The following is a 15,971-nucleotide window of genomic DNA, read 5'->3' as shown; positions in this document are numbered from 1 at the left end:
CGTGTTGAGTTCTGACGAGGTAGTTCTAAGGCTCGAACACATCGCGCGTGAGGAAGGGCGGCACACGTTCATCTCCGGTCGATTGCGTGTGGATGCCGAATATGTAGGCGACATGGGCCAGGTCTATTTCCGCGTCAATGGTGTTGGAGCGCTTCGCAATGCCGTTATCCGCGCGATAGACGAAGCCCGACTCAACCAGACAATGATGGTGTGACCATGCATGATCAAGACGACTGGAATGCCTACCTGCAATGGAAGGTTGAATGTTTGGGATTGGATGAGCGCTATACGTTTGAGTCTCCAACCCCGGCACCGCCGCCATCGGCCTATCTAATCCGGCACTGTACAGCGAGTGACGAGCGCACCCATGAGATGCGTAGACGCATCGCGGCGGGTGAGTCAGTACATCAGATCGCGGCAGACATGCCCGATGTTCTAAAGGCTTGCAAATGAAACAAGCCCCCGCTCCCGCTGTTCGTGTCTCTGCGTTGGCCGTACATGAGGCGGTTATGGCTATGCCGACCTATCCACCAGCGCCTAAAGCCCCAGCGCCGCCACGAGATGTGGAAGCGGTGGCCGATGTGCAGGCCGCATCGAAGAAACGTAAGTGTGGGGCCGCACCCAAGCTAAGTGACGAGCAGAAGCAGACCATAGCCCATCTGTATGGTGATGGTGTGCCGTCTCGCCAACTCGCCAAGCGGTTCGGAGTGTCAAAGACTCTGGTTTCATCGTGTTTCGCACAGCATGGAACTCACGCGTGCTGTTCGGAATGCGGCCAGCGTCTTGCACTTGAGAGGTTCGGCCCGATCCCCACACGCAGCGGTGGCACGATACGGGACAAAATCTGTCTGTCATGCCGGAAGCGCAAGCCGCCGCAATGCCCAAGCGCAGCAGTTGATACTCACCCCACGCCCGCCGCGAAGAAAGAGAAGATCGCGCCCTATATCGGCCAGATCGCACCTAGCCCGTACGCCTCCGCAATGGCTCTCAACAAACAGCCGCGCGCCGATGGTCGATTGATTGCCCACACGCAGCTAGAGTTACGTGGACCCGTACCACGTGCTGGGTCAGTGTCTCCGCAGGTAGCGTCATTCATGCGATGTGCTGGAGGTGCCTAGTGCGCGATCACTGCAACGCGTGGAAAAAGCGCATGGAGACGTTGGAGTTCGGTGCACCGTCCAAGATTGCCGCTAAGCCGTCAGCAAGACAGACTAAGGCCATCAGCGTGGAGCAGTTCTATTCGTTGTGGAGCAGGGCCAAGACTTACGGAAGTACGCGGATCAACAGCACTCATAGCGAGCGTCGGCAGTTGAAACGGAGGATGCGTCTTTAGCCGACTGTGACATTTCTGCCGCTTAGCTGCCGTTAGCCTCACGGGGATCATCTGCGCCTATTGGTCTTTTTTTGCCGGGTTCGCGTTGAGGGCAGGCTGTACCTTTTCGATTAGCTTTTGGGCTTCGATCAACAGTTGATCAGTTTGGGCCTGCAATGCATCTTGATTCGTGACCAGACCTAGCTCTGCGCGGATGGCCGCTAGCAGCTTGTCTATCTGCACCGCCAACGGCTTCATGCGTTCGTTCAGGAACGTCACGTATTGCCTGTGCGACTCCCCCACGTCCGCGTACGCCGCCTCCAATTCTCTCTGTGCCGTATCTCTGAGGGTAACTTGCGAGTTGTAACTTAGCTCCAAACCGTGATAACGAGCCGGGTCCTGAATGTTGTTTTCTGTGTGATTACGCATTAGACCCATGATACGGTCCATCTCTGCGTTTGCTCTCGCCACGTGTTGTTCCCTAACAGTGGCTGCGCTTTTGCGGATCAATGCAGGCGTCAAAAACTGTAAAGCGTCTACGATGACGGTCGAGAAGTCGTACGAGAGCTGTCTCGCCATGGTGACGGTTTGCGCCTCAGCCACGATGGCGACACGCGACACGGCAATTTGAAAGGGCTTCACACCTTCTATGGCGTCCCCCACTCCTGGTTTTAAACCCGGGAGCCGGTTGATATGACTTTGCATGTTGACCAATTCCGCCGCCGCTTCCATATAGACCTCCCGGCGCATGGTGCGGAGTCGTTCCAGGTGCGCTTCGCGGGCCGCGTGTTCCCGATCCTTTTCTGACTCTTTACGGGAGTGTTCTAGTTCATCCCGCAAGCGGTTAGCGGCTTCCATCTGGGAAAGCTTGACACCGTTATACGTGAGCAGGCCGACAGTAATAGCGACGCTACCCGCAACGATGCTACCTATGAGAACTTGGTGTGCGTCGATCCATGGCATTGCAGCGTGCAGAAAAATCACCGCCGCTAGCACAGCAAGCAGCACCAAGCTAAATTTTTGAACATCGCTTTTCATCGAATGCCCCGACCAGTTGTAGGTTTTGCTCGCCGGATTATATGCGCTGCTCTGCTGCTATGATCTGACGCAAAACTACGAAATCCGAAACTGGGGTAAATAATGAGAATGAGAGCGTTGGCGGGCGTGAGCTTGATGTGTCTGGTAATGCAAGTGGCGATGGCCGAGGAAACGGCGGGAAGCACCGAAACGATTCTGCAATGTACAGGCGCGGTAGGTAGCAAGGGGATAGATGCTCCCGCTGACGTGGCGTTGGGCAAGCCGGTTACAGGCGCTGTTGGAACATACATAATCACTACCAGTTCTGTAATGATCATTAGCGACGGCAGCAGCTTTGCCAACACGCAGCTACCGCGTTGCAGGGAGACCAGCACGCAGTACACCTATTCGAACGACTGTGGTGCCCTTCGCCCGTACTACATGCAGGACTGGATGCACGCAACAGACTTCGACCGGGACACAGGATCGTTCTTCAAGAAGTACCGCAACAGCGCAGAATTCTTGCAAACAGTGGTTATCGACCGGTTGACGCTGCATTTGACCGATGAGATGTTGGTAGGATTTACGCGAGTTGACCGCGATAAATCTACCCAGAAGATCACGCAGAAACCGTACATGACGTCCGGGTCTTACGATGCCGATTGCCACGTAACTAAACCGAAAATCTGACTGCCTCCTTCGTCACCGGTTCATTGATCATGGCCAAGCCCCCTCCATACGACCATCGCCCGACCATTCCCGATCCCGCCCGCGATCCCGAGCTAACCGTGATCAATGCAGCGCTCACACACGCGCAAGATGCGCTCAAAGCGGCGCACCGAGCCATCCAGGCGCTTCGCATGAGTGATGAAGCCGTGGCCGCACTGGAACACCTTGAGCAGTGCCAGAAGCTACTCAGGCGTTAGCAGCGCTATAGCGCTCCAATGCTGCATACGCGCGTTGCCACACGGCATCCCACGTTTGCCAGTCCGGGCGATTCTCGACAAACGCCACGTTACGCCGCTCCCATGTAAACCGTTCGTAGTCGCTCAAAACTTGCCATGCCGATGGTGTGTTGATCATGCTTCGCTCAGTAAGTGGAGACACACACGCAACCTAGCACGATGAGCGGCCACGCCCTGGAGCGATGCAGCCGCAACCCCGCTTGTGTTAATCGCGCGTGCGCCGCTCAACTTTCGCTGATAGCCTTTTTCGCAGCATCCAGCCATTCATTCACAACCTCGACCGGCAACGCCAACATACTGGACGCTTGCATGTAGTCAGCGAGCAGCGATTGTTGCTGTGCTGGCATCAGGCGTTCGAACGCGATCATGCCTAGCTCCACGTAGAAGCCCCTCAGATTCTGCTGTTCGGGAGTCATGCCGCACCCCCTGTGACCAGCGGGCGGATCGTGGCGGAGTACCAGTAAGGCCGGTTCTTCACGTGGCCGTCAGGCGGCGGAATCAATCCCTGTTCGACGTGGTTATAGATCGTCTTTCGACTCACACGCAGCAGCGCCGCCACGTCTAACAGACTCAGGCGGGAAGCAACGTTGATATCGACAGGGGGACGCTGTTTCGCTGGCCCGCGTTTGGTGGCGGGTGCGACGGCGGGAGACTTCATGGATACGGTCATGCCTTCCTCCAATCAGGAAAGCGCTGCCGTCCGTGGTCTTACGCGCGAAATGGGTAAACCTGTGTACATCAAAGCTAATTAGAGCACGTTGATGCACACAGCGTACGAAACGTGAAAATTTACGATGCGACTGGCAACGGCAGGGGCATGAGTTCCATGAGCTTGTCCCCCAACACGCGCCACGCCTCAAACTGCTGAGACTGCAATACCTGCCGCTGGTAGATGCGCCGTACCTTGTTGCGCTCGACGTGGTTCAGTGCCCTGTCGATCACATCGCCCACAATGCCTAGCTCGCCCATAAGCGTGGCCGCAGAGCGGCGCAGATCGTGCGGAGTCCACTTCTCCGATCCAATTTCCAGCGTGTGGCCGTAGTTCAAGGATCGGCCTTCTATCTTGCGTGAGTAGAAGCTGAGTTGCCTGTCTGACGTGGCATTCACCAGCACTTTGCCGTGCGCGTGCGTCATTGGGTCCGAGCTATCCGGCATCAGCCAGGCGCTACCCCCCGACAGCGCCATCAGCGCATCCATATGGAACTTCGCCCAATCAGATAGCCAGATCGTGTGCGCCTTCCCGTTCTTTGAATTCTCAGGCGGGATAGTCCACAGGCGATCTACCACGTGGGCTTTCTTCGCCCGTATGACCTCGTTCGACCGTGCCCCCGTACCGATGATCACCATGAGCGCATGCCGCACGGCATCCGGCAGGGCGGCGGCATCTAGCAGCGTGTGGAGCGTCTGAAGTTCTCCCGCCACCAGTACCCGCTCCCGTTCATTGTCAGCGCCGCCCACGTCCCCCCGCGTCAAACCTTCCAGCGGGTTAGTGGGCACTAACTCGCGATTCACGCCCCAGGCGTACATGCCGTACAGGTAGCTGAGGATTTTGTTTGCCAGCGAAGGTGCGCGGCTTTTGATACTATCTAGCTGTACTAGGTATAAACCCTTAGTAACGCTTGCGGCAGGTTTGTTGCCGAGCAGTGGGAAAACGTCTTTCTTGAAAGCCCGTTCGGGTTCTGCGCCGCCATCCTTGCGGGTGGCAAGTTCGGAGTCCTTCCACTGCTTGAACAGTTCCTTGATCGTGATCGGTTTGGCCTTGGCAAGTTCGGCTTTGTCCGCCGCCCTTTTGGCCGCTCTCTCGTCTATCGGATCACGTCCCTTACGGACAAGATCGGCGGCAGTGTTGCGGGCGGCGCGAACATCGGCCAGTGAAGTATCCGGCCACGTGCCACAACCGAAATCACGCGTCTTGGAGCCGCAGCGGTAACGGTAGGAGAAAGCGACAGTGATACCCCTGGCAGTCATGTTGACCTTGCCCCACAAGCCGCCGAGATCATCGCGGAGGGTATCGCCTACGTTCTCAGGTTTGAGGGCTTGCAACGTCTTTTCGTACAGCTTGACCATAGCGGAGACTCCGTTCTCTACCCCAACACCTACCCCAACAAAAGTCTTTCCTTGATTTGCTCAGATTTGCCCCGATGTACATAGACGAAAGCCGGAAAGCCTTGCTGGATAAGGGTTTGAAGCAGTCAGGTTACACCGCTTTATACAAGGATGCACAGACCATGAATTTCCACACCAGAAAGTGGGTCAAGCCCGAAGACCTGAATCCCAATGGCACGCTGTTCGGCGGCAGCCTTTTGCGCTGGATCGACGAAGAAGCCGCCATTTACGCCATCTGCCAGCTGGACAACCAGCGCGTGGTCACCAAGTTCATGTCGGAGATCAACTTCGTCAGCTCGGCGCGCCAGGGCGACATCATCGAACTCGGCATGACCGCGACGCATTTTGGCCGCACCTCGATTACGCTGCGCTGTGAAGTGCGCAACAAGATCACGCGTAAAAGCATCCTGACGGTCGAGAAGATGGTGTTCGTCAACCTCGACGAGAAAGGCGAGCCGGCACCGCATGGCCGCACGCAGATTCGCTACGCAGACGAAGCCTTCGCGCGTTATCGCTCCGCTGCGGCACCGGTGAAGCAGCCGGTTGCGGCAGCCGTCGACGATGCCGTGGACCAGATCGAAGCGGACGTGATCCACTGAGGTTAGCGAAGCGTCCTCCGCGTGTCGCTTCAGCGGCGTGACGTTTGAGCGCTAGCCTTTTTGTGGGCGAGCCCAGAATGAAACAGCCCGACCGGCATGCGCCGGTCGGGCTGTTTTGTTTGCTGCGGACAGAATGGGTCTTACTTGCTCGCGGGTGCAGCGGGTCCGACGCCAGCCGGGACCGCTCCCGCCGCCGGTCCTGAAGCTGGCGCAGGGGCAGCCGCAGCCGCAGCAGCCGTGGTCGCGGCGCCCGAAGCAGCGGTGGCCGGCGCAGATGTCTCACCCGGATCTTCGTAGTTCGGCAACGCACCCGCTTCGCCGCTCGAAGCGCCGCTCGCTGGTACGCCCGGAGCGCCAGGTGCAGCCGTTGCACCCGGGTCCTCGTAGTTGGGCAAATCAGACGGCGCACTGCCAGCCGGACCCGATGCGCCATTGGCCGGCGCAGCGCCCGGCGCGTCAGGATCGCCGTAATTCGGCAGCGGCGCGGTCTGCGACTTGGTGCCCCTTAGCAGCGAGGCGCGCTGCTGGGTGAAGGCGTCGCGCACGAACGAGTATTTATCCAGCGCGGCCGCTTCGAGCAACGAGGACGCACCCAGCAGATCCGAGCGCGCGCTGATGAACTGCGCGACCCACATCGGATTGCGGACCCCCGGTTCCAGGTACGTCATGATGTTGAAGCGGAAATCCACCGCGTAGCCGAGACTGTCGCGGAACGAACTCGGACCGAACAGCGGCAGCACGAGGTAAGGACCGGACGGCACGCCCCAATGGCCGAGCGTCAATCCGAAGTCCTGATGATGCTTCGGCAGACCCGCCGGCGTCGCCCAGTCAAGCAGGCCGCCTATACCGAAGGTCGAATTGAACGCGAAGCGCATGATGTCTTCGGTGAAATCCGTGAAGTTCAGCTGCAGCAGGTTGTTGGCTGCGTTGCCCAGATCGCCGAGGTTCGAAAAGAAGTTGCTGATGGCCTGGCGGATAGGTTGCGGCGTGACCTTTTGATACCCCTTCGCGACCGGCTGCGCGACCGTGCGGTCGAGCACGTCGTTGAATTTGAAAATCTGCCGGTTCATCGGCTCAAGCGGGTCGCCCGGCTTTCGGTCGGGACCCGTCGCACACCCGGACGCGAGGCCTGCTATGAGCAGCGCCGCCGCGGTGGTTCGCATCTTCATTTCCTGATTCCTTGTTTTTCTTTCGAAGCGCGACGCGCGCGGGGTTTGCCCATCAAGACAGGCTGAAACACCACGGCACCGATCAGTGTGCACAACAGTGATAACGCAAGCAGTCGCCCCATGCTCGACGTGCCCGGATGATGCGACAACCACAAACTGCCGAACGCGGTCGCGGTGGTGGCCGCGCTGAACATTACGGCATGCGTCAGGCTCGACTGCAACAGACCGGTCTGGCCATTGCGCCATGCCATGACGAAGTAAATCTTGAATGCCACGCCTACGCCAAGCATAAGCGGCAACGCGATGATGTTGGCGAAGTTAAGTGGCATACCGAACACGACACACAATTCGAGCGTCACCAGCGCCGACACGAGCAGCGGAATCAGCGTGCGCAACACGTCGCCGATGCGGCGCAGCGCGATCCACAGCAGGATGGTGATCGTCACGAGCGCCCAGCAGGCCGCTTCCAGGAACGCCTTGATGATCACGTCGGCCGAATGCAGGATCGAAATCGTGCCGCCAATTGCGCCGGGCTCCGCGGTTTTCACGGCATGCGCGAAGCGTTTCAACATGGCGTCGTCACCGGGGTCGACGCCGGGCGGCACCTTCGGTCCGATGTTGACCAGAGCTTGCCCGCTGGGCGAGACCCAATCACGGGTGATTTCCGGCGGCAGGCTGGCGCGCGTGATCTCGCTCGGCTGCAGCAGCATGGCCAGTTGAGACAACGCGATCTTCAGCGTGCTCGACATGGCGGTCTCGGCGCGATCGCGCACCGCGGGAGACGCAGCCGCAAGCTTTTGCAACGTGCCGGCCAGATGCTGTGCCTCGGCGGCGCCGGGGCCGGGGTGGTCTTCGGCGGCGAGCGTCAACTGGTTGGCCGCGCGCTTCAGGGCGGCCACGCGCAATGCGTCGCTCGAGGGCGGCGCGGGCGGCTGGGTCAGAGCGGGGAGCAGTTGCTGCGCGGCGCTGTTGATGAGCACCAGCTTCTGCGCCTGATCCGTGGGAATGAACGTGCTCAGCGTGGTCACGCGGCCCACTTCGGGCAGTTTCTTCAGACGTGCTTCGATCTGGTCCGCCGCCGCGACGGATGGCGCGAGCACCTGCACGTTGTTGACCGCCGCCTCGGGCGAATCCTTCAGCGAAAGCAGCGTGGCCATCGACTCCGTATGCGGGTCCTTCAGATGCAGCGGATTGAAGTCGAAGCGCAGATGCGTGAGCAACGGCAGCGCACCGATCACCACGACGAGCGTGCCGATCAGGACCGGCTTGCGATGCCGGTCGAGGTAGTCATCGACGGGGGCCAACTGCTTGAAGCCAGGCGCGACGGCTTCGCCCGGTGGGTTCAGGACCTTCAGCAGTGCGGGGAACAGCGTCATGTTGGTGAAGTACGCGACGAACATCCCGACACCCGCGATCTGCCCCAATTCCGCCACGCCGCGATAGGCGGTCGGCAGGAACGAGAAGAAGCTTTCCGCGACCGCAACGGCGGCGAGTGTCAGCGGCACGCCGATAGTGTGCGCCGTATTGACGAGCGCTGCCGCGAGACGGTCATCGCGGTTGCGTTCCTCGCGATACTTCACGCCGAACTGGACCCCGAAGTCGATCCCAAGCCCGACAAACAGCACCATGAAGGCGACCGAAATCATGTTGAGCGCGCCGACCATCATCAGGCCGAGCGCGGCGGTGATGGCTAGTCCGACGAATAGCGTGATCAGCACGGCGATGATCATGCGCCCCGAGCGCAAGGCGAGCCACAGGATCACCAGCACGACCACGAAGGTGATGGCGCCGTTGAGCGCGGCGCCGTCCTGCACCGAGGCGAATTCTTCGTCGGCAAGCGGCTGCTCGCCAGTCAGACGGATCGTGGCGCCGTATTGCTTGTCCAGATGCAGCGAAGCCGCAGTGGCGCGAATCGCCGCGGATGCGCGCGCGCCGGGTTCCAGCGCGCCATAGTCCACGACGGGCTGCACGGTGACGAAGGCGCGGGCCGGATTGGTGGCGACGTCCTTGTCGACCAGCGCGCGCCACGAGAATGCTGCCGGTTCCCCGGCGAGCACGCGGTCGAGCACGTCCGCGCTCTGCGAGAGCAGGTGGCTCATGTCGCTCAGCTTGACCTGACCGAGTTGCAGCGGCAGCAAGAGGCTGGTGGTGAGCACGCCGGCGAGGCCGGTCAGGCTCGGATCCTTGGCGAGCGCGTTGACGAGCGGGCGCGACTGGACGAGCTGGCCGGTGGTGGATTGGACGTCTTGAAGCGAAGGAAACAAGAGACCGTTATGATCGAAGAATGTGCCGCCGGCGGGTTCGGAGACGCTGGTGAATTCCTTGGGCTGGCTCTTGAGCGCGGCGGTGAGTGTGTCGGCAGCGGCATCGGCGAATTCGGGCGCGCGTGCTTCAACAACCACGAGCACTGTTGAGCCGCGTTGCGGGAAGGCAGCGTCGATGGCGTCGCCGAGCGAGGACCAGCGTTTGTCGTTTTCGACGAGACGGCTGATGTCCGTGTTGATCTTGAAGTGGTGGACGACGTAGAAGCCGCTCAGAACCGCGAGGATGAGCGAGAGAAGGATGACCCGCGCCGGACGGCTGATGGACCAGGCGACGAGGCGGACGATAGATGACTTCAGCATGTAGGCGGATATAGCCCTGTCACGAATGACGTTATTGACTTGAGGGCATAAGTATACCGACGTAGGACGGCTTGGCTCAGGTTATGGGGCGCGGACAGACGACCAAAATCGGTATACTGGGTTTTTGCGCGGCCCGCAGGGTCGTCCGGTGTCATATTTTTTGTCCTGATGAGCTTATGAAACGTTATCTGTCTGCTTTTCTGGCAACAGCAGTGGTTTCCACTGCGGCCTTCGCGCAAGCCACGCCGGATGCGGTGGTAAAGAGCGCTGTCGAGGGGACGGTCGCCGCGATGAAGGCTGACCCACAGGCGCGCAGCGGCGACATGAGCAAAATCACCCAGGTGGTGGTAACACATTTCGTGCCTGCGACGGATTTCCAGCGGACGACGCGTATTGCCGTGGGCAAGGCGTGGACCACGGCGACGCCGGAGCAGCAGAAGCAGTTGTACGAGCAGTTTCAGACTTTGTTAGTGCGGACGTATGCGGCGTCGCTGTCGCAGTTGCGTGATCAGGAAGTCACGTTCAAGTTCGCGCCGGCGAATGTGGTGGCGGGCGGCAAGGATGCGGTGGTGCAGTCGCACGTGTTGAGTAATGGCGGGGATGATTCCGTTGGATACCGGATGGAGAAGACGGATTCTGGATGGAAGGTGTATGACATCGATATGATGGGGGCCTGGTTAATACAGGTGTATCAAACGCAGTTTGCCGATCAGCTTTCTAAAGGCGGGGTTGATGGGTTGATCAAGTATTTGACCGAGCATAATGCTCGGAGTGCAGGTTGATTTTTTGTTTGTCTGTATTTTTTGGCCTTTCCTTGCTTTCTTAGTGGTTTATTTGCGTTGCCCCTGTGCGGGGCGGCACCTACTTTTCTTTGCCTGCCGCAAAGAAAAGTAGGCAAAAGAAAGCGGCTCACACCGCCAGCCCGTAGGTGTCTCCCTCGCCGCGCTCGCGGCATGGGTCCGAGACGAGAAGATCTATCGCACCGCTCCCGTTCGTGACCAGGCAGTCATCCGCTCCAGCGTCGCGCTGCGCGCCCCGCCGAACGGCATAACCTCCCTTCGCTCGTTTCCCACCTCGTTTTTTAGCCTCGTATTCGCTTGTTCTCGTTCGCTTCCCACTTCATGGGCGAACGCGCATAGCGTTCCGCTTGCGATCGAGACTGACGTGGGTTTCCCGTGCAAACCGAACCGCGACGCACGAAGTGTGGAGTGGGGTGGATGAGTGCTTTGTCCCGAAGGGGGGAAATGCGAGGGCGGGTCTTGTTTTCGGACCACTAAGTTTCGAATACAGAGGTGGCTATCTAAGGGCTAGCGGTGTGAGCCCGCTTTCTTTTGGTTACTTTTCTTTGCGGCCGGCAAAGAAAAGTGACTGCCGCCCCGCACAGGGGCAACGCAAATAGACCACTAAGAAAGCAAGGAAAGGCCAACGCCAAAAGGCGACCAAACAGCAGAAAAGGCAAAAGAAGAAAAAGCAAGAATGAAAAAGAAAAAGGCGCATCGATTAAAAAACCGACACGCCTTCCAGTACAAACTAAAGAAGCACAACCAGAAAAACAAAAAACCTAGTGCGCTGCAGCCGTCTGCACTTTCTTCCCCTTACCGGCACGGCCAATCTCTTCCAGCTTGATTTCGACGTGCCGCGAGAACACATATTCAGCCGGGCGCTGCTTATCCAGCGGGATATCTTCCACAAAATCACCAACCGTCTTCGGCCCGCGCAGCGAAACCTTCAACGCCTTCAACGGATGCGAAACCGTATCCATCACAGCCGTGGCCTCGAACCCGCAATGCACCATGCAGTCTGCGCACTTCTCGTAGTTGCCCGTACCGTACTTGTCCCAGTCCGTGGTCTCCATCAATTCCTTGAAGGTCTTCACGTAGCCTTCGCCGACCAGGTAGCACGGCTTCTGCCAACCAAACACCGTACGCGCCGGATTGCCCCACGGCGTGCATTGGTACGTCTGGTTGCCGGCCAGGAAGTCGAGGAACATCGCCGACTGGCTGAACGACCAGTTCTTGCCGTTGTTGCCGCGCTTGAAGATCTCGCGGAACAGATGCTTGGTCTTGTCGCGGTTCAGGAAGTGCTGCTGATCCGGCGCGCGTTCATACGCGTAACCCGGCGAAACGGTGATGCCGTCCACGCCCATTTCCTTGACCGTGTCGAAGAACTTGGCAACCCGCTCCGGCACGGCGTCGTTGAACAGCGTGCAATTGATATTGACGCGGAAACCACGGCGCTTCGCTTCCTTGATCGCGGCCACGGCCTTCACGTACACACCCTCTTGCGACACCGAGTGATCGTGCGCCTGCTGGTCGCCGTCCAGGTGAACCGACCAGACGAAGTACGGATTCGGCTGGTAGTCGTCCATCTTCTTTTCCATCAGCAACGCATTCGTGCACAAATACACGAATTTCTTGCGTGCGATGATGCCCTTCACGATCTGCGGCATTTCCTTGTGCAAGAGCGGCTCGCCGCCTGCAATCGAAACGACCGGTGCTCCGCATTCGTCGACGGCGCCAAGGCACTCCTCGAGCGACAAACGCTGGTTCAGGATGGGATCCGGATAGTCGATCTTGCCGCAGCCATTGCAGGCAAGATTGCAGCGAAATAGCGGCTCGAGCATGAGCGCGAGCGGGTAGCGCTTATTGCGCGCAAGGTGCTGACGCATGATGTATGCGCCAACCCGGACTTTCTGGAGCAACGGAATAGACAAGGTGTCCTCCTTAAACTTCGCGTGCCGCGAGTGGTTGCGTCAGTTTCGACGGCAACTTGAATTCGACTTTTTCTTCACGGCCCGCCATTGTCGTGACTTCGACGGGCCCCAATGCGCGTAGCGCATCGATGACGTTTTCTACCATTTCTTCCGGCGCCGAAGCGCCTGCCGTGATGCCGACGGTCTGCGCATTCGCAAACCACTCCGGCTTCACTTCCGAACCGTCGGCGACCAGATAGCTCGGTACGCCGGTTTCGCTGCCAATCTCACGCAGCCGGTTCGAGTTGGAACTGTTCGTTGCACCCACCACCAGCAAGACGTTCACCTGGGTGCTCAACTCCCGCACCGCCGCCTGACGGTTTTGCGTGGCGTAGCAGATGTCGCGCGTGTCCGGACCGACGATGTTGGTAAAGCGGCGCAGCAACGCGTCGATGATGCCGCGCGTGTCGTCCACCGACAGCGTGGTCTGCGTGACGTACGCGAGCGGTGCATCGGCCGGCAGGTCCAGATGCGCAACTTCCGCTTCGCTTTGCACCAGCAGGACCTTGCCGGGAATCTGGCCGATCGTCCCTTCCACTTCCGGATGGCCCGCGTGGCCGATCAGAATGAGTGTGCGGCCAGCGGCGACGTACTGGCGCCCCTGCACGTGCACCTTGGTGACGAGCGGGCAAGTCGCGTCGAGCACGTCGAGGCCGCGCTGCTCAGCGTCGCGTTCGACGGTCTGGGCGACACCGTGCGCGCTGAAAATCGCCACGGCACCTTCCGGCACCTCGTCGAGCTCTTCGACAAAACGCGCCCCCTTCTGACGCAGATTGTCGACCACGTGCCGATTGTGGACGATTTCGTGACGCACATACACTGGTGCGCCGTGTTGCTGCAACGCGCGATCGACGATTTCGATCGCCCGGACCACCCCCGCACAAAAACCACGGGGTTGAGCAAGGATGACTCGCATAGGCTGCCGAACTCCGACTGACGCTGGTTTCGAGGAAGTCGGTAAAAACGACTTTATCGCCGCGACCATGATATTAATTGATGTCTTTAATCCGACATAAAGCCGGTATACCAAAACCAAACGCGCATTCTAACGCTATCGGGCCCGCTTTGCTCTGGCGCAGCCGTCAGACGTGGACTAGCGGGCAATGCGGCAATATTTGCGCGCTGCAGTAGTACGACGGAACCCTTAAACTGTATGGCCTTGCGGTTTTTGCTTACATCCGTATTACTGAATGCATTCGAGGCTCGCAGCATGGAAGCGCATCATTATTACGAAGACTTGCCTATTGCCAGCGTGTTCTTGCCAAAAGCATTGCGTGCGCCGATTCGCGTGGTCTATCAGGTGTCGCGCACTGCCGCCGAGATCGCCGAGGACAGCGAGCGCAGCGCCGCTGAGCGGCATGCGCGGCTCGCGGACTTCCGCGCCGGACTCGACGCCGTGGCAAACGGACAACTGGCCCCGGTAGATCCCCTGCTGTTCGGCAAGCTCGCGGGCGTGGCTGCACAGTATAAACTGCCGCTCGCACCGTTCTACGATCTCGTCGCGGCGCTAGACCAGGACGTCGACACCACGCGCTACGCCGACCGCAGCGCCTTGCTCGATTATTGCCGCCGGGCCGCACATCCGGTCGGGCAGCTCCTGTTGCATCTGTTCAAGGCAGCGACGCCTGCGAATGTCGTCGATTCTGATGCAATCTGCACCGCCTTGCATCTCACCAATTTCTGGCAGGACATCGCGGCTGACTGGAAGCGCGGCCGTGTCTATCTGCCGTTGACGAGTCTCGCCCGTTTTCACGTGACGGAAGCGCAGATCGGCAACGGTACGGTGGACAACGCCTGGCGCGCCATGATGGCCGACGAAGTCGCCCGTTGCCGCGCGTTGCTGCTGAACGGCGCGCCGCTTGCGCTGCGGGTGCCCGGACGTGCGGGGATCGTGCTGTGCGGCATCGTCCACGGTGGACTGCGGGTGCTCGAGCGTATCGAGCACGCCGGTTATGACGTATTTCGCAGCCGTCCGACGCTCGATGCGATGGACTGGTGTGTCGTCGGCGCGCGTGCGCTCGCCATGTGGCTGTCCCGGCGCGTAGGGTTACGCGCCACTTCGATTGAGGGCAATGCGTGATGCAGGTGGTTCTATTCGTTCTGTCGTGTCTTTCCCTGTTGATCTGGGGTGTCTTGCTGCTGTTTCGCGGGGGTTTCTGGCGGTCGCGTCCCGCAGCGCCGCTGGTCGACGCGCCGCGTGAAAGCTGGCCCGCCGTCGCCGCGGTGGTGCCCGCCCGTAACGAAGCGGACGTGATTGCGCAGGCGGTCGGTACGCTGCTAAGCCAGGCCTACCCCGGCCCGTTTCACGTGATCGTGGTGGACGATCACAGCACCGACGGCACCGCCGACGCCGCCCGCGCGGCCGCGCTGGAACTGAAATGCCCGGAGCGTCTCACGGTATTGAGCGCGAAGCCGCTGCCGCCGGGCTGGTCGGGCAAGGTCTGGGCGCAGTCGCAAGGCATCGAGGCGGTGCGCACGCTCGGTCTGCCGGCCGACTTCCTGTTGCTGACAGACGCCGACATCGGCCATCCCGCTGACGCCGTCACGCAACTCGTCATGCGCGCGGACGCCGAGCAACGCGACCTGGTCTCGCTGATGGTGCGTCTGCGTTGCGACTCGTTCTGGGAAAAAGCGCTGATTCCGGCTTTCGTGTTTTTCTTCGCCAAGCTTTATCCGTTTGCATGGGTCAACAACCCGCGCAACAAGACGGCCGCCGCGGCTGGCGGCTGCATGCTGGTGCGCCGTACCGCGCTGGAGGAAGCCGGCGGCATCGAATCGATTCGCGCAGAACTGATCGACGATTGCAGCCTGGCCGCGCGCATCAAGCACCGCGGCACGGGCCGGCATCCGATCCGGCTCGACGTTGCGGCACGCAGCGTGTCGCTGCGTCCGTACGATAGCTGGCGCGACATCTGGAACATGATTGCGCGCACCGCCTTCACGCAGTTGCACTACTCGACGTGGATGCTGGCGGGCACGCTGGCGGGCATGACCATCATCTATCTGATTCCGCCCGTTGCCGCGCTGCTGTTGGGGCCGTTGTGCTGGCCGGCGTGGCTCGCGTGGGCGCTGATGTGCTGCGCCTATGCGCCCATGTTGCGCTACTACGGCCGCTCGCCGTTGTGGGCGCCGTTCCTGCCGTTGGTGGCGCTGTTCTATGTCGGCGCGACGTTTGCGTCAGCGGTGCGCTACTGGCGCGGCAAGGGTGGTCAGTGGAAGGCGCGGGTGCAGGCGCCGGTGCAGGAGCGGTGAGCTGTCGCTAAACGCGAGGGACGGTCTGCGAGGGCCGTTTGCATACAGCCTGCCGGCAGGGTCGAAATGAGCCCTAAGCGGGCCCAAAGCGGGCCCAAAAGCGGATCTAAAAGTGAGCCCGAAAACGCAAAAGCGGCGCATCGAGCGCCGCTTTTGTTTTGATCTCCCGCCTACG

The 15,971-nt window shown here is 60.1% G+C and carries 17 protein-coding genes; 8 read left to right on the top strand and 9 right to left on the bottom strand.

Features of this window, described 5'->3' with window-relative positions:
- Position 1 precedes the first annotated feature (1 nt).
- Positions 2 to 214 (top strand): hypothetical protein, encoded by a 213-nt coding sequence (locus tag D0B32_RS02050; protein ID WP_147329469.1) that lies wholly within the window; start codon positions 2 to 4, stop codon positions 212 to 214.
- Positions 215 to 1,390: 1,176 nt separating this feature from the next.
- Here D0B32_RS02050 and D0B32_RS02040 read toward each other — a convergent pair.
- Positions 1,391 to 2,350 carry a hypothetical protein gene (locus D0B32_RS02040; protein ID WP_117332009.1) on the bottom strand — a complete coding sequence of 320 codons (960 nt, stop codon included), beginning with the start codon at positions 2,348 to 2,350 and terminating at the stop codon, positions 1,391 to 1,393.
- 159 nt (positions 2,351 to 2,509) lie between these two features.
- Between D0B32_RS02040 and D0B32_RS02035 the strand changes: the two genes are divergently transcribed.
- Together D0B32_RS02035 and D0B32_RS02030 are read left to right on the top strand one after the other, a co-directional pair.
- A complete protein-coding gene (locus D0B32_RS02035) occupies positions 2,510 to 3,019 on the top strand; it encodes a hypothetical protein (RefSeq protein ID WP_147329468.1) in 510 nt (169 codons plus the stop codon).
- A gap of 29 nt (positions 3,020 to 3,048) precedes the next feature.
- Positions 3,049 to 3,255: a hypothetical protein gene (locus D0B32_RS02030; protein ID WP_147329467.1), complete on the top strand. Its 207-nt coding sequence runs from the start codon at positions 3,049 to 3,051 to the stop codon at positions 3,253 to 3,255.
- On the opposite strand, the gene D0B32_RS32435 is transcribed toward D0B32_RS02030, so the two are convergent.
- The 4 genes from D0B32_RS32435 to D0B32_RS02020 all read right to left on the bottom strand — a co-directional run bounded on the left by D0B32_RS32435 (position 3,245) and on the right by D0B32_RS02020 (position 5,361).
- Entirely contained in the window at positions 3,245 to 3,412 is a 168-nt protein-coding gene (locus tag D0B32_RS32435) for a hypothetical protein (RefSeq protein WP_181969692.1), read from the bottom strand. The genes D0B32_RS02030 and D0B32_RS32435 overlap by 11 nt on opposite strands.
- A gap of 106 nt (positions 3,413 to 3,518) precedes the next feature.
- Complete coding sequence (locus D0B32_RS32180; RefSeq protein ID WP_147329466.1) at positions 3,519 to 3,710, bottom strand: hypothetical protein; 192 nt, start codon at positions 3,708 to 3,710, stop codon at positions 3,519 to 3,521.
- Positions 3,707 to 3,964 (bottom strand): helix-turn-helix domain-containing protein, encoded by a 258-nt coding sequence (locus D0B32_RS02025; RefSeq protein WP_220444895.1) that lies wholly within the window; start codon positions 3,962 to 3,964, stop codon positions 3,707 to 3,709. The genes D0B32_RS32180 and D0B32_RS02025 overlap by 4 nt, the downstream gene beginning before the upstream one ends.
- Before the next feature lie 119 nt (positions 3,965 to 4,083).
- Entirely contained in the window at positions 4,084 to 5,361 is a 1,278-nt protein-coding gene (locus tag D0B32_RS02020) for a tyrosine-type recombinase/integrase (protein ID WP_117332006.1), read from the bottom strand.
- A gap of 161 nt (positions 5,362 to 5,522) precedes the next feature.
- Between D0B32_RS02020 and D0B32_RS02015 the strand changes: the two genes are divergently transcribed.
- Positions 5,523 to 5,999 carry an acyl-CoA thioesterase gene (locus D0B32_RS02015; RefSeq protein WP_117332005.1) on the top strand — a complete coding sequence of 159 codons (477 nt, stop codon included), beginning with the start codon at positions 5,523 to 5,525 and terminating at the stop codon, positions 5,997 to 5,999.
- A gap of 140 nt (positions 6,000 to 6,139) precedes the next feature.
- On the opposite strand, the gene D0B32_RS02010 is transcribed toward D0B32_RS02015, so the two are convergent.
- Together D0B32_RS02010 and D0B32_RS02005 are read right to left on the bottom strand one after the other, a co-directional pair.
- The gene (locus D0B32_RS02010) at positions 6,140 to 7,168 is read right to left on the bottom strand and encodes a VacJ family lipoprotein (protein WP_117332004.1); all 1,029 of its coding nucleotides are present in this window, start codon (positions 7,166 to 7,168) and stop codon (positions 6,140 to 6,142) included.
- Positions 7,165 to 9,792 (bottom strand): MMPL family transporter, encoded by a 2,628-nt coding sequence (locus D0B32_RS02005; RefSeq protein WP_117332003.1) that lies wholly within the window; start codon positions 9,790 to 9,792, stop codon positions 7,165 to 7,167. The genes D0B32_RS02010 and D0B32_RS02005 overlap by 4 nt, the downstream gene beginning before the upstream one ends.
- Before the next feature lie 176 nt (positions 9,793 to 9,968).
- On the opposite strand from D0B32_RS02005, the gene D0B32_RS02000 reads away from it, so the two are divergent.
- Positions 9,969 to 10,574: a phospholipid-binding protein MlaC gene (locus D0B32_RS02000; RefSeq protein WP_117332002.1), complete on the top strand. Its 606-nt coding sequence runs from the start codon at positions 9,969 to 9,971 to the stop codon at positions 10,572 to 10,574.
- 582 nt (positions 10,575 to 11,156) lie between these two features.
- Positions 11,157 to 11,357, top strand: coding sequence for a hypothetical protein (locus D0B32_RS32175; RefSeq protein ID WP_147329465.1), 201 nt, complete (start codon positions 11,157 to 11,159; stop codon positions 11,355 to 11,357).
- On the opposite strand, the gene hpnH is transcribed toward D0B32_RS32175, so the two are convergent.
- Both hpnH and ispH read right to left on the bottom strand, forming a co-directional pair.
- Positions 11,354 to 12,505, bottom strand: coding sequence for an adenosyl-hopene transferase HpnH (gene hpnH / locus D0B32_RS01995; protein WP_117332001.1), 1,152 nt, complete (start codon positions 12,503 to 12,505; stop codon positions 11,354 to 11,356). The genes D0B32_RS32175 and hpnH overlap by 4 nt on opposite strands.
- Before the next feature lie 10 nt (positions 12,506 to 12,515).
- Positions 12,516 to 13,460 carry a 4-hydroxy-3-methylbut-2-enyl diphosphate reductase gene (gene ispH / locus D0B32_RS01990; RefSeq protein WP_117332000.1) on the bottom strand — a complete coding sequence of 315 codons (945 nt, stop codon included), beginning with the start codon at positions 13,458 to 13,460 and terminating at the stop codon, positions 12,516 to 12,518.
- 294 nt (positions 13,461 to 13,754) lie between these two features.
- On the opposite strand from ispH, the gene hpnC reads away from it, so the two are divergent.
- Together hpnC and D0B32_RS01980 are read left to right on the top strand one after the other, a co-directional pair.
- Positions 13,755 to 14,624, top strand: coding sequence for a squalene synthase HpnC (hpnC, locus tag D0B32_RS01985; RefSeq protein WP_117331999.1), 870 nt, complete (start codon positions 13,755 to 13,757; stop codon positions 14,622 to 14,624).
- The gene (locus tag D0B32_RS01980) at positions 14,624 to 15,796 is read left to right on the top strand and encodes a glycosyltransferase (RefSeq protein ID WP_117331998.1); all 1,173 of its coding nucleotides are present in this window, start codon (positions 14,624 to 14,626) and stop codon (positions 15,794 to 15,796) included. The genes hpnC and D0B32_RS01980 overlap by 1 nt, the downstream gene beginning before the upstream one ends.
- Positions 15,797 to 15,971: the final 175 nt, after the last annotated feature.

Origin of the sequence: Paraburkholderia sp. DHOC27, assembly GCF_003429005.1 — a bacterium.
Taxonomy (GTDB): Bacteria; Pseudomonadota; Gammaproteobacteria; order Burkholderiales; family Burkholderiaceae; genus Paraburkholderia.
The sequence above is the reverse complement of the archived record's forward strand: the minus strand, read 5'-3'. Positions and strand labels throughout refer to the sequence as shown.